Annotated in this window: 14 protein-coding genes; 8 read left to right on the top strand and 6 right to left on the bottom strand. The window is 71.8% G+C overall.

Annotated features, from left to right (window positions below; genetic code table 11):
- Nucleotides 1-235 precede the first annotated feature (235 nt).
- From ASF38_RS07515 to ASF38_RS07500, 4 genes are all read left to right on the top strand, one after another.
- A complete protein-coding gene (locus ASF38_RS07515; protein ID WP_056574883.1) occupies nucleotides 236-1,567 on the top strand; it encodes a family 16 glycosylhydrolase in 1,332 nt (443 codons plus the stop codon).
- 28 nt (nucleotides 1,568-1,595) lie between these two features.
- Nucleotides 1,596-2,051: a type II 3-dehydroquinate dehydratase gene (gene aroQ / locus ASF38_RS07510; RefSeq protein ID WP_082480578.1), complete on the top strand. Its 456-nt coding sequence runs from the start codon at nucleotides 1,596-1,598 to the stop codon at nucleotides 2,049-2,051.
- On the top strand, nucleotides 2,048-2,425 hold the full coding sequence (locus ASF38_RS07505) for a hypothetical protein (RefSeq protein ID WP_056574880.1): 378 nt from the start codon (nucleotides 2,048-2,050) through the stop codon (nucleotides 2,423-2,425). Before aroQ ends, ASF38_RS07505 begins: the two co-directional genes overlap by 4 nt.
- A 594-nt stretch (nucleotides 2,426-3,019) precedes the next feature.
- A complete protein-coding gene (locus tag ASF38_RS07500) occupies nucleotides 3,020-3,616 on the top strand; it encodes a hypothetical protein (RefSeq protein WP_055961231.1) in 597 nt (198 codons plus the stop codon).
- Here ASF38_RS07500 and ASF38_RS07495 read toward each other — a convergent pair.
- Nucleotides 3,558-4,421 (bottom strand): S9 family peptidase, encoded by an 864-nt coding sequence (locus tag ASF38_RS07495; RefSeq protein ID WP_055961228.1) that lies wholly within the window; start codon nucleotides 4,419-4,421, stop codon nucleotides 3,558-3,560. The genes ASF38_RS07500 and ASF38_RS07495 overlap by 59 nt on opposite strands.
- Before the next feature lie 94 nt (nucleotides 4,422-4,515).
- On the opposite strand from ASF38_RS07495, the gene ASF38_RS07490 reads away from it, so the two are divergent.
- Nucleotides 4,516-6,006: a potassium/proton antiporter gene (locus ASF38_RS07490; protein ID WP_055961225.1), complete on the top strand. Its 1,491-nt coding sequence runs from the start codon at nucleotides 4,516-4,518 to the stop codon at nucleotides 6,004-6,006.
- Nucleotides 6,007-6,049: 43 nt separating this feature from the next.
- On the opposite strand, the gene ASF38_RS07485 is transcribed toward ASF38_RS07490, so the two are convergent.
- Both ASF38_RS07485 and ASF38_RS07480 read right to left on the bottom strand, forming a co-directional pair.
- Complete coding sequence (locus tag ASF38_RS07485; protein WP_056551915.1) at nucleotides 6,050-6,574, bottom strand: LytR C-terminal domain-containing protein; 525 nt, start codon at nucleotides 6,572-6,574, stop codon at nucleotides 6,050-6,052.
- Nucleotides 6,571-6,873 (bottom strand): type II toxin-antitoxin system VapB family antitoxin, encoded by a 303-nt coding sequence (locus ASF38_RS07480; RefSeq protein WP_055961218.1) that lies wholly within the window; start codon nucleotides 6,871-6,873, stop codon nucleotides 6,571-6,573. The genes ASF38_RS07485 and ASF38_RS07480 overlap by 4 nt, the downstream gene beginning before the upstream one ends.
- 49 nt (nucleotides 6,874-6,922) lie before the next feature.
- Here ASF38_RS07480 and ASF38_RS07475 point away from each other — a divergent pair, with 49 nt between their 5' ends.
- From ASF38_RS07475 to ASF38_RS07465, 3 genes are all read left to right on the top strand, one after another.
- Nucleotides 6,923-8,692 (top strand): helicase HerA-like domain-containing protein, encoded by a 1,770-nt coding sequence (locus ASF38_RS07475; RefSeq protein WP_056574877.1) that lies wholly within the window; start codon nucleotides 6,923-6,925, stop codon nucleotides 8,690-8,692.
- Nucleotides 8,693-8,817: 125 nt separating this feature from the next.
- Nucleotides 8,818-9,588, top strand: coding sequence for a phosphatase PAP2 family protein (locus ASF38_RS07470; protein WP_156364620.1), 771 nt, complete (start codon nucleotides 8,818-8,820; stop codon nucleotides 9,586-9,588).
- Nucleotides 9,589-9,598: 10 nt separating this feature from the next.
- Nucleotides 9,599-10,156, top strand: a complete 558-nt coding sequence (locus ASF38_RS07465; protein WP_055961209.1) for an antibiotic biosynthesis monooxygenase — start codon at nucleotides 9,599-9,601, stop codon at nucleotides 10,154-10,156.
- A gap of 4 nt (nucleotides 10,157-10,160) precedes the next feature.
- On the opposite strand, the gene ASF38_RS07460 is transcribed toward ASF38_RS07465, so the two are convergent.
- The 3 genes from ASF38_RS07460 to ASF38_RS07450 all read right to left on the bottom strand — a co-directional run.
- Entirely contained in the window at nucleotides 10,161-10,625 is a 465-nt protein-coding gene (locus ASF38_RS07460) for a universal stress protein (RefSeq protein WP_055961205.1), read from the bottom strand.
- Between the two features lie 182 nt (nucleotides 10,626-10,807).
- A partial coding sequence (locus ASF38_RS07455; protein WP_235497491.1) for an APC family permease occupies nucleotides 10,808-11,984 on the bottom strand: 1,177 nt, incomplete at its 3' end.
- Between the two features lie 76 nt (nucleotides 11,985-12,060).
- A partial coding sequence (locus tag ASF38_RS07450; protein ID WP_235497489.1) for a CstA-like transporter-associated (seleno)protein occupies nucleotides 12,061-12,300 on the bottom strand: 240 nt, incomplete at its 5' end.

Below are 12,300 nucleotides of genomic sequence, written 5' to 3'. Positions count from 1 at the left end.
CCCTCGGGCGTGGCGACGTATCCGACGACGATCGTGGTCATTCGCTCCTCCTTCGCGCTGCCTCCACGGTACCGGTCGAACGTCTTCCGCGATCGGGATGCGAGATGGGGCCGAAAAGGACTAAAGTCCCGATTGAAACCGGGACAACGTCCGCATGTGGTGGTTGGGAGGCCGCCATAGGGCACGAGTGACGCGCAGAGCGTTGGGCGTTGTTCCGCAACAGAGGGAGAACACCATGCAGACCGCCGTCAGGCGGCGCTGCGCGGGCGGGGCGACACGTGTCGTCCTGCTCGTCGTCGGCGCCTTGTTGATGTCCACGCTCGTGGCGCCGAGTGCCGACGCCGCCCGTCGGTACACGGTGACGGCGAAGAAGAGCGCCACCGCCACCTCGACCGTGACCCGGTCGGCCGTCCACGACGGGTACCGGGGCACGGCGACGATCCGACGGACCGCCCGCGCGGTCGCAGCCGCCAAGGCGACCAGCACGAGCAAGAAGAAGGCCACGTCCTTGGCCCGGTCGCGGGCTCTCTCGCGGGCACGGGTCACGGCCAGGAAGCGGGCCACCGCCAGCGCCAGTGCAGCGGCCACCTCGCTCGCGCGGTCGCGCGCCGTGGCCGCTGCGAAGGCCAAGCCCGCGCCGAAGCCTTCTGCCTCGCCGACCCCCACTCCGACGCCGACCCCCACGCCGACCCCGACCCCGACGCCGACCCCGACCCCGACGCCGACCCCGACCCCGACCCCGACGCCGACCCCGACGCCGACGCCTGTCCCGACCACCGGGTCCGACGCGTCCGCCGATGCCTGCGGCCCCACGCGGCTCAAGACCGACGGCTCGGCCTGGAGCTGCACCTTCAGCGACGACTTCGACGGCGACGCCCTCGACAGCAGCAAGTGGCTCGTCGCCACGAGCGAGGCCACCGGCCTCACCTACGGCGACTGCTGGGTCGACCGCCCGGAGAACCTGAGCGTCGCGGACGGCAGCCTGCGCCTGACCACGCGGATGGAGGACGAGCCGGTCACGTGCACCGCCGAGGGCAAGACCGTGACCACCCGCTACACGTCGGGCTCGGTCACCACCTGGGGCCGGCACACGCTCGACCGCGGACGCGTCGAGATCCGGGCCAAGATGCCCACCACCACGCAGCCCGGCGTGCAGAGCGCGCTCTGGCTCTTCCCGGAGACGATGAAGTACTGGGACGTCGCCGGCTCGGGCGAGATGGACATCGCCGAGTTCTACTCGCAGTACCCGGACCGGCTCATCCCGACCATGCACTACGCCACGACGTCGCCCGGCTACACGAACTACTACTGCATGGTCCAGGACCCCACCCAGTGGCACACCTACTCGCTGGAGTGGGACCGCGACCGGATCCGGGTCGAGTACGACGGCGCGGTCTGCCTCGACCACAAGATCACGCTCGTGGGCCAGCTCCTCCAGGGCCAGCCCTTCGACCAGGACTACACGATCAACCTCACCCAGATGCTGGGCTCGGGAGCCAATGCGCCCACGTCGGACACGCAGCTCCCTGCGACGATGGAGGTCGACCACGTGCGGGTCTGGCAGTGAGGTGAGCAGGGCCCGATAGCGTGACCACGTGAACGACGTGTCTGCGCGCCGCCTGCTCCTGGTCAACGGTCCCAACCTCAACCTGCTCGGCACCCGCGAGCCCGAGGTCTACGGCAGCGCCACGCTCGCGGACGTCGTCGCGCTCGTGGAGCGCACGGCCGACGAGCTCGGGTACGCGGTGAGCGCGCTGCAGAGCAACCACGAGGGTGTGCTCATCGACGCCGTCCACGACGCGCGAGGCACCTGCGCCGGCATCGTCATCAACCCCGGTGGCCTGACGCACACGTCGGTGGCGCTGCGTGACGCGCTCACCGGAGTGGCGCTCCCGTTCGCCGAGGTGCACGTGTCCGACGTGCACGCCCGCGAGGAGTTCCGCCACTTCTCGTACCTGACCGACGTCGCCGCCCTGACCGTGGTGGGCGAAGGGGTCGACGGCTACGCCCGCGCCGTGCGCGAGCTCGTGGCGCAGCTGGAGTCCCGGTGAGCGGCCCGCGCAACGTCCCGCACAAGAAGCAGCTGGCGGTCTCGCGGCGGGTGCGGGTGCCCGGCCCCGACGCGGACTGGTCGGCGCTGCACGGGTTCGCCCAGACCTTCGACGCGGCGTTCTTCCTGTCCTCCTCGACCGCGACGATCGTGCAGACCGCGTACCGGCCCGCCTTCGACGCGGTGGAGCGCGGCGAGGACCTCGACGGCTCCCTGGGCATCGCGCTGCTGCGTGCGGCGCTGTGGTTCCAGGCCCGATCCGACACCTTCTCCGGGGCCACGGACTTCTCCGGCCCCGAGGTCGAGCGCTTCTACCGGGCGGTCTGTGAGGAGCTGCACTCCCGCACCCACGGCTGGGTCGACGACCAGTCCTGACCGACGTCGCTCCCCGCGCCGGGGCTGCGCTGCGCCCGAGGTCACCGCTCGGGGGTGCATCGGTGGATCGTCGACCGCAGAAGCCGTCCTGAGGTTGAGGATCCACCGATGGCGGGTGGGCGGCGTGCTCGGTCGGGCCGGGCGTCCTGGATCGGGGCTGCGCAGCTGCGGTTCGTCGTCAGGTCGGTCTCCGAAAGGGCCTCGACCGGGCGGCACCCCGCGCATCGGGCAGGGTTCGCGGGCTGCCGCCGCGCTGTCCCGTCCCGGGCGGTGACTTCTCCACCGAATGACGGCGATGCCGCGGACCGCCGGTGACTTCTCCACCGTCTGAGCGCTGAGACGGTGGAGGACGCACCGCTCGGGCGGGGATTCGGTGGAGAAGTCACCGCTCGGGGGAGTCATCGGTCGATCGTCAACCGCAGAAGCCGTCCTGAGGTGGAGGATCCACCGTTGGACGGCGTGCTCGGCCGCACCGGGCGCCCCTGTTCCGTCGAGGCCTCTCGGGGACCGAGCCCGCACGGAGCGGAGGCAGCGCAGCCGCAGGTCCGGCCCGCTCGTCCGGCGGGAGGGGCCGATCCTGCCTACCGTGGGCGGATGAGCCGCTACCTGATGATCGTCGCCGTGGCCGTGCCGCCGTTGTTCACGGCGGTCCTGGGGCTGACCCACCCGGCCGTGCTCACCGTCGAGGACGCCGGGCACTGGCAGATGATGCACACCGTGCTGCTGCCGGTCTTCCCGCTGCTCGCCCTCGGACCATGGCTGGTGGCGCGCACCCACGATCGCGTGGTCGGGGTGGTCGTGGGCGTGCTCGCCTACGTCTACGCCTGCTTCTACACGAGCCTCGACGTGCTGGCCGGCATCGCCGGCGGTGCCATCAAGGACGCGGAGGCCGGCGGACTGGGCATCGTGTTCCCGGTGGCGGGTGACCTGGGGGCCATCGGGTCCTACGCCTACATCGGCGCCACCGCGCTGGCCGTCGGGGTGGCCAGCCGGGCCGGGGTCGTGCGGGCGCTGCCCGGTGCCGTCCTGGTGCTCGTCGGGTCGGTCATGTTCTGGCAGGAGCACGTCTACCGTCCGTGGGGCGTGCTCTCCATGGTGCTGCTCGCCGCGGGCTGGACGTGGCTCGTGGTCGCTACAGCCCCTCGAGCACGGTCAGCGTCGACGCCCACGCCTCGCTCTGCGGGTCGATGACGACGAAGTGGTCGCCGTCGACCGGCGCGAGGTTCGCGTCGGCACCGGCGGCCCGCGCCGCGTCGACGTAGGTGCGCGACTGCGAGTACGGCACGTTCGTGTCGGCGCGACCGTGCACGCACCACACCGGCACGTCGAGAGGGACCTGCTGCAGGGGATCGGCGTCGGGGACGTCGGCGACCGGTGCACCGAGGAAGGCCTCGACCGCTCCGGCCCCCAGGTCCTCGCGGACCGCTCCCACGAGGTCGAGCACGCCCGCCTGCGAGACGGCCGCCGTCACCGGCACGCGCGCGTCGCGCCAGCGGTCGAGGCGCTGACGTCCCGCGGCCCACACCGCGAGGTGCCCGCCGGCCGAGTGCCCGAGGGTGACCACCCGGCTGAGGTCGAGGTCCTCGACGTCGGCCAGCGCGTCGATGCCGGCGCTCACGTCGTCGGGCGTCTGCGGCCAGCCACCGCCGGAACCCTTCCCGCTCCCGACCCGTCGGTACTCCAGGTTCCACGCCGTCCACCCCTGCGCCGCCAGCGACGCGGCGAGCGGACGTCCGAGGGACAGGTCGTACTCCGCCCGCCAGAAGCCGCCGTGGATCACGACGACGACGCCTCGTGACTCGCCGGTCGGCCGGGTCAGCTCCGCGAACTGCGCGGGGTCGGTGCCGTAGGTGATGCGCTCCACGGAGCCCATCGTCGCACCGCCGTCCCCACCGCTGGGGCCGCCTCCGGACGAGCAGGCCGCGAGCACGCCTCCGCCCAGCACCGTCGAGCCGACGACCGCGGAGCCGAGGGACAGGAACCGACGTCGACGCATCCGTCCATCCCACCGCACGCGGCTCGTCCCTGCAGGTCAACGGGCGGTCGGCGGCCGATAGGATCAGCACTCGGCGAGCGCGGGAGGCCCGGAGATGGACATCCACGACCTCGACGCGTTCCTGCTCGTCGGGTCGGCCGTCCTCATCGCCGCGATCCTCGCCGTGCGGCTCTCGGTCACCGCCGGCCTCCCCTCGCTCCTGGTGTACCTGGGCATCGGCCTGCTCATCGGCGAGGAAGGTCTCGGCGTGCAGTTCGACGACGCCGACCTGGCCCTGGCCATGGGCTTCGGCGCGCTCGTCCTGATCCTCGCCGAGGGCGGTCTCACCACCCGCTGGGAGCACGTGCGCCCGTCGATCGGCCTGGGCCTGCTGCTGGCCACGCTCGGCTCCGTGGTCAGCGTGCTGGTGGTCGCCCTGGCGGCCCACTACGTGCTCGACCTGCGCTGGGAGATCGCGGTGCTCCTCGCCGCCGTCCTCACCCCCACCGACGCGGCCGCGGTCTTCTCGGTGCTGCGAGCCGTGCCGCTCACCCCGCGCGTCAAGGGGGTGCTGGAGGCGGAGTCCGGCCTCAACGACGCTCCCATCGTCGTGCTCGTCACCGCGATCAGTGCAGGCCAGATCGCCGACGGGGGCATCGCGTCGTTCGCGGGACTGATCGTGTTCGAGATCGTCGTCGGCGGCATCGTCGGCCTGGTCGTCGGCTTCGGCGCGGGCCGGCTGCTGCGCAGCATGGCGCTGCCCGCCTCGGGCCTCTACCCGCTCATCGTGCTCGCGTTCACCGTCCTGGCGTACGGGCTCGCGGTGCTGGGCCACGCCAGCGGCTTCGCGGCGGTCTACCTGTGTGCCCTCGTGCTCGGCAACACCGAGCTGCCGCACCGCGTGGCGACCCGCTCCTTCGTGGAGGGCGTCGGCTGGCTCGCCCAGATCGGGCTGTTCGTCATGCTCGGCCTGCTCGCTAGCCCCTCGGAGTTCACCCTGTGGCACATCTGGACCGGTCTGGTCGTCGGCGCCGTGCTCACCTTCGTGGCCCGGCCGCTCTCGGTCGCCAGCTGTGCGGTCTGGTTCCGCGTGGGCTGGCGCGAGCAGCTGTTCGTGGGGTGGGCCGGCCTGCGTGGCGCGGTGCCGATCATCCTGGCCACCATCCCGCTCGCCGCCGACGTGCCCGGCTCGCGCGACCTGTTCGACATCGTGTTCGTGGCCGTCGTGGTCTACACGCTCGTCCAGGCCGCACCCCTGTCGCGGCTGGCCCGCTGGTGCGGGGTGCTCCACGACGAGGTGCGCGACGTCGAGGTGGAGGCGGCACCGCTCGAACGGATCTCGGCCGACCTGCTGCAGGTGCACGTCCCGAGGAAGTCGCGGCTCGCCGGCGTCGAGGTGGGCGAGCTGCGGCTGCCGCAGGGCGCGTCGGTCTCGCTCGTCGTCCGCGACGGTGAGCCGTTCGTGCCGCACCGCACCACCCGCCTGGTCCGGGGCGACGACCTGCTGGTCGTGGCCACGCGTGACGTGCGCGAGGCCACGGAGCAGCGGCTGCTCGCCGTCGGGCGCCACGGTCGGCTCGCGGGCTGGGACCGCGAGGAACCCTGACCGGGTCGGGCGGCGGGTACGACGGCTGGGTCAGACGGCTGGGTCAGACAGCTGGGACGGTGGGCAGGCAGACCGTGAAGCGGCGGTCGTTCTTCGTCGTGCGCACGTCCTTGCCGAGCTTCTTGAAGTCGTCGCCGACGATCACCGTCACGGAGTCGCCGTCGACCTCGATGTCGGGCTCGGCGTACTGGACCTTGGAGCCGAACTGCGCGGCCACCAGCCGGACCCGCGGGTCGTCGCGGTCGTTGGTGAGCACCACGGCGACGTCGGCGTCGACCTTGCTCGTGGAGTTGCCGATCTGGCCGGCCAGGAACCCGCGACGCTGGAGGTTGATGCTGACCCGGTTGGCCAGGCCCGCGCGGGAGCTGGCGTTGTAGACGTCGACGGTGATCAGGTTGCTCGTGACCTCGTCCTCGGCCGCGACCACGCGCGTCTCGCACGTGGGCCCGGCGTCGATCGTCTCGGCCGACGCGGTCAGCAGGCGGAAGCCCACGAAGAGCCCGGCGACGAGCACCACGACGCTGCCGAGCAGCACGAGCGGTCCGGCGGCACCGCTGCGGGCGTTCATCGGGACCCGCTCAGGGTGTAGACGCGGGCGTGGAGCATGGCGCGCTGCTGGAGCGCGGCGCGGACCGCACGGTGCAGGCCGTCCTCGAGGAACAGCTCGCCCTTCCAGGCCACGACGTGCGCGAACAGGTCGCCGAAGTAGGTGGAGTCCTCGTCGAGCAGGTTCTCGAGGTCGAGCTGCGTCTTGGTGGTGGTGAGGTCGGCGAGCCGGACCTGGCTGGGCGAGACGTCGGCCCACTCACGCTGCGACAGGCCGTGGTCGGGGTACGGCCGCCCGTCGTTCACCCTCCGGAAGATCACCTCGTCAGTGTAGACAGGTGTGCCGTCGCCGAGCGGTAGCCTGACCGGCATGAGCAGCCCGGACGAGGTCGGAGCCCCGAAGTCGGCGCAGCAGGCCGCCGAGGAGGCCGCGCAGGCCGCTGCCGCCGCCGAGACCGCAGCCGCGGAGGCCAGGCGCCGCGCCGACGAGCTCGCTCGCGCCGCCGCGGAGCAGGAGCAGCAGCGGGCCCAGACCGAGCCGACCCAGACCGCGCCGGCCGTCGCCGGCGACCTGAGCGAGCACGCGGAGCTCGTGCGCAGCGGCTACGCCTTCGAGGGCTCGGTGCTGGAGATCGGCGCCCTCGTGGAGGCCGACGTCGCCGTGCCGGGAGCCCAGGTCCGGATCCCGCTCGGCATGCTCAACCGGCACGGCCTGGTCGCCGGAGCCACCGGCACCGGCAAGACCAAGACCCTCCAGGTGCTCGCCGAGCAGGTGGCCGCCCAGGGCGTGCCGGTGTTCGCCGCCGACATCAAGGGCGACCTCTCGGGCATCGCCGTCCCGGGCACGCCGAACGAGAAGCTGGCCGCACGGTGCGAGAGCATCGGTCAGACCTGGCAGCCGACCGCCTCGGCCACCGAGTTCTTCACCCTCGGCGGCCTCGGCACGGGGGTCCCGATCCGCGCGAGCATCGACTCGTTCGGGCCGCTGCTGCTGTCGAAGGTGTTGGGCCTGAACGCCACCCAGGAGTCGTCGCTGGCGCTCGTCTTCCACTACGCCAGGAACAAGGGGCACGCCCTGGTCGATCTCGGCGACCTCCGGTCGGTGCTCACCTGGCTCACCGGCGACGGCAAGCCGGAGCTCAAGGAGCTGGGAGGGCTCTCGGCCTCCACCGCCGGGGTGATCCTCCGCGAGCTCATCGCCTTCTCCGACCAGGGCGCCGACGTGTTCTTCGGTCGACCCGAGATCGACGTGTCCGACTTCCTGCGCACCGCGCCCGACGGCAGGGGGATCGTCTCGCTGCTCGAGGTCCCGTCGGTCCAGGACAAGCCGGCCCTGTTCTCGACCTTCCTGCTGTACCTGCTGAGCACGCTGTTCGAGACCCTGCCCGAGGTCGGCGACGCCGACAAGCCGCGCCTGGTGTTCTTCTTCGACGAGGCCCACCTGCTGTTCAAGGACGCCTCGAAGGACTTCCTCGACCAGGTCACGCAGACCGTGCGGCTGATCCGGTCCAAGGGTGTCGGCGTGGTGTTCGTGACCCAGACCCCGAAGGACGTCCCGTCCGACGTGCTCGCCCAGCTCGGATCGCGCATCCAGCACCAGCTGCGGGCGCACACCCCCGACGACGCCAAGGCCCTGCGCTCCACCGTGTCGACCTACCCGACGTCGACGTACGACCTGGAGGAGGTGCTCACCCAGCTCGCCATCGGCGAGGCCATCGTCACGGTCATGAACGAGAAGGGGGCACCCACGCCGGTCGCGTGGACCCGGGTGCGGGCACCGCAGGGCTCGATGGATCCGGCGCCGGCCGCTCACGTCGCCGCCGCGGTGCAGGCCTCCTCGCTCATGGCCCGCTACGGCACGCCCGTCGACCCACCGTCCGCGTCGGAGTCCATCGACGCCGCCCGCGCCGCCGCAGGAGCCCAGGCCGATGCCGACGCCCGGGCCGAGCAGGCGTCGAAGGAGGCCGAGCGGGTCGCGCGCGAGGCCGACCGGATCGCACGGGAGTCGGGAGGTCGTGCACCGCGGTCCCGGCGCACGACCCGCTCGAGGCGGTCCGAGCCCGGTCAGTCCGCCCTCGACGAGGCGTCCCGCGTGATCGCCCGCGAGATCGGCAAGCGGATCTTCGGTCGTCGGCGCTGACCTCCCTGTGCCGTTGCTGCGGCCTCGACCCCGACGGACCCTGAGGCGTCCCGGGGTCGGTGTCGGTGGTGGATCGGGGGTCGTCCCCGAGGTGCGATCGTGGACGGTCGCGCCATGCTGGAGCGGTGAACAGGACGCGACTCGCCCGTGGATCGCGGGTGACGCCACGCTTCGTGGTGCTCGAGGTGTCCCTGCTGGCCGTGCTCTACGTCGGCTACAGCGCGTCGCGGCTGCTGGCGTCGGACGACCGGGCCGAGGCGCTCGACCGGGCGCGCGCCCTGCTGGGGCTCGAGCAGACGTGGCACCTCGACCTCGAGCGGGAGCTCAACACCTGGCTCGCGCAGCACGACCTCCTCGCCGTCGCCTCGAGCTACTGGTACGCCACGGCGCACTACGTGGTCACCGCGGCCGTGCTCGTGTGGTTGTTCGTGCGTCGCCCGGGGCTCTATCCGCGCGCCCGGACGGCCCTGGTCGTGGCCTCGCTGGCCGGCCTGGCGTGCTACCTCACCATGCCGATGGCGCCGCCGCGGTTCGTCGAGGGCTACTCCGACGTGCTCGCGCTGCACTCCCAGGCCGGGTGGTGGGGCGGCGACGCATCGGCGCCCAAGGGACTGGGCGACATCACCAACCAGCTCGCCGCGTTCCCGTCGCTGCACGCGGGCTGGGCGCTGTGGGTGGCGATCGTGGTCGCGAACGCCGGGGTGCACCGCGCCTGGCGGGCCGTCGGCGTGGTCTACGCCCTCGTCACGGCGTTCGTGGTGGTCGCCACCGGCAACCACTGGGTGCTCGACGTCGTGGCGGGCTGGGCGGTCGTCGCCGTGGCCTGGGTCGTCGTGGAGATCGTGGTGCTTCGGCGCGGGGCGGTCGGCGAACGCGTGGAGTCAGCGACTTCCTAGGCTGGGGTGCATGAGCGTCCCCGTCACCGTGTCCGTCACGCGCCACGTCGACCCGGCGCACGAGGACCAGATGCTCGCCTGGCTGCGCGCCGGCTCCGAGCTCGCCGAGCGCTTCGACGGGTTCCTGGGCTCGGGCTGGGTGCGGCCGGCGCCCACGTCGAGCGAGTGGCACATGCTGTTCCGCTTCGCCAGCGCCGACGACCTGGAGGTGTGGATGTCGTCGAGTCAGCGTCGCTGGTGGCTCGACAGCGCCCAGGGCATCGTCGACGAGTCGCGCCTGGAGAAGCGCACCGGCATCGAGGGCTGGTTCGACGAGCCGTCGGGGGTCGACGTCGAGGACCTGCGCCCGCCCGTCTCCGCACCGCCGCGCTGGAAGCAGATGGTCTCCATCTTCCTGGTCTTCTTCCCGCTGAGCCTGGCGGCCAACGCGCTGGGCGCGCACTTCGTGCCGGACCTGTGGCTGCCGTGGCGCGTGCTGCTCACCGTGTGCGTCATGACGCCGCTCATGACCTACGTGCTGCTGCCGTGGATCACCCGGCTGCTGGCGCCGTGGCTGCACCGGACCTGAGGCGCTACGCCTTCTTCTTGGTGCGTCGGGCGGGCTTGGGTCCGGGACGGTGCACGAGCACCGGGCAGGTGGCCTGGTTGAGCACCTTGTGCGACACCGAGCCCATGAGCACGGCCTGGGTGCGGGTGCTCTGGCTGGCCAGCACGATCAGGCCGGAGTCGAAGCGCTTGGCGGCCTTGATGATCTCGTTGGCCGGGGAGCCGCTGTAGACGTGGGTGGTGACCGTCGGGCCCCAGCCGTCGAGCGCCTCGGCGACCTTGAGAGTGGCCTGCTCGGCCTCGCGGCGGAACGACATCTCCACGCCGCCGCCGTCCTTGCTGCCCTCGGTGGCGAACGGGACGGCCGCGAGCGGGCTCACGACCGCGACCACGCTGACCTTCGTGACGGCCTCGTGGTCGACGAGGTTGCGCAGGTACTTGGCGGACTCGAGGGACTGCTTCGAGCCGTCGGTGGCGACGAGCACGTGCATGGCTACTCCTGAGTGGGTCGGTGCGGGGAGACTATCCGGCGAGGTCGCTGGGGTCGAGGGGCTCGGGATCGGCAGAACGTGGATCGGCCTTCATGGCGAAGGCGTTGACGAAGTACATGGCCACGCCGATCGCGAGGATGGCGGCGCACCACACGATCGACCCGGGGTCGTCGATCATCNNNAGTGGTCGTGGTCGACGGCGGTGCCGCGGAGCTTGAGCGCCGCCAGGCACACCATGCCGTAGACGACGATGAGGAACAGCACCGTCACCGTGGCCAGGCGGTCGACGTCGGCGATGGCCAGCAGCAGGCAGACCAGCGCGGCGGTGAAGATGATCGAGACCCACGGGGTGCGCCGCGTGGCGTGCGTGCGGGCGAAGACGCGCGGCACGATGCCCTGGCGGGCCATGCCGTACATGATGCGGGACTGCGCGACCAGCGAGACGAGCGTCGTGTTGGTGACCGCCACCAGGGCGATGGCCGAGAACACCATCTCGGGCACGGGGATCGGCCCGGCCTGCACGACGGTGAGAAGGCTGCCGTCCTCGCCTCCGTTGGCGGCCAGCTCGTCGATCGGCGCCACCATCGAGGCGATGAACGCGATGACCATGTAGAGGACGCCGGCGAGCGTCATGCCGCCGAGGAGCGCCTTGGGGAACGTCCGGCTCGGGTCCTGAGTCTCCTCGGCGATGTTGGCGGCGTTCTCGAAGCCGGTCATCGCGAAGAAGGCCAGGGCCACGCCGCTGAGCACGACGATCGCGGGGTTGCCGTCGTTGAGCTGGAACGGCTGCTCGAGGTTCGCGTCGCCCTCGGCCACCACGACGGCACCGACGGCCAGGATGATGAGCAGGCCGGCGGTCTCGATGATCGTCATGATCATGTTGGTCCACACGGACTCGGTGATGCCGCGGAAGTTCAGCAGCGACAGCGCGACGATGAACAGGATGGCCACGAGCGTGACCGGCACGCCCTCGACGAACGACGTGAAGTAGGTCCCGCCGAACACCCGCGCGAGGGTGCCCGCCGCGGCGATCGTGGCCGCGAGCAGCGAGAACGTGACCATGAAGGTGAGGAACCGGTTGCCGAACGCCTTGTGCGTGTAGAGAGCGGCGCCGGCGGCCTGCGGGTACTTGGTGATCAGCTCCGCGTAGGCGAACCCCGTCAGCAGGGCGACGGTGACGCCGACGACGAACGAGAGCCAGAACGCACCACCGACGGTGAACGCCATGACGCCGATGAGCGCGTAGATCCCGGAGCCGAGCACGTCGCCCAGCACGTAGAAGAACAGCAGGCGGCCGGAGATGGAGCGCTTGAGCTCCTCCTGCTGGCCCCCCGGCGTGGTGTCGGTCCGCTCGGACATGACGCCCCTCCCGCATCGCGTGTTCCGATGATCGTGGCCCCACCCGTGCGGGTCCGCAACCCCAGCCGCGGCCGAATCAGCAGCAGCGCGCCATGGGGGCGTGCTCCACCTGGTCGGCACGGTGCCGCTCGAACGCCCGCCGGGTGGTGGGCTCGACCCCGTCGCGCTCGCACGCGTCGAGGTAGTCGTCCCACGCCGCCTCGCCGGTGAACTCGCGGACGAGGCGGCGCAGGCCCGCGAGCCGCTCGCCCAGGCGGCTCATCGTCGGCCTCCCACGCGGGAGGGGTCGCGCTCCTTCTCCCAGGCGGCCACGGCC

Origin of the sequence: Aeromicrobium sp. Leaf272 (assembly GCF_001422865.1) — a bacterium.
Lineage (GTDB): Bacteria > Actinomycetota > Actinomycetes > Propionibacteriales > Nocardioidaceae > Aeromicrobium.
The sequence above is the reverse complement of the archived record's forward strand: the minus strand, read 5'-3'. Positions and strand labels throughout refer to the sequence as shown.

Coding starts and splice junctions, on each gene's coding strand:
- ASF38_RS07485 (WP_056551915.1), bottom strand. CDS start 6,574: ATGAACGCCCGCAGCGGTGCCGCCGGACCGCTCGTGCTGCTCGGCAGC.
- ASF38_RS07515 (WP_056574883.1), top strand. CDS start 236: ATGCAGACCGCCGTCAGGCGGCGCTGCGCGGGCGGGGCGACACGTGTC.
- ASF38_RS07500 (WP_055961231.1), top strand. CDS start 3,020: ATGAGCCGCTACCTGATGATCGTCGCCGTGGCCGTGCCGCCGTTGTTC.
- ASF38_RS07475 (WP_056574877.1), top strand. CDS start 6,923: ATGAGCAGCCCGGACGAGGTCGGAGCCCCGAAGTCGGCGCAGCAGGCC.
- ASF38_RS07490 (WP_055961225.1), top strand. CDS start 4,516: ATGGACATCCACGACCTCGACGCGTTCCTGCTCGTCGGGTCGGCCGTC.
- ASF38_RS07495 (WP_055961228.1), bottom strand. CDS start 4,421: ATGCGTCGACGTCGGTTCCTGTCCCTCGGCTCCGCGGTCGTCGGCTCG.
- ASF38_RS07465 (WP_055961209.1), top strand. CDS start 9,599: ATGAGCGTCCCCGTCACCGTGTCCGTCACGCGCCACGTCGACCCGGCG.
- ASF38_RS07460 (WP_055961205.1), bottom strand. CDS start 10,625: ATGCACGTGCTCGTCGCCACCGACGGCTCGAAGCAGTCCCTCGAGTCC.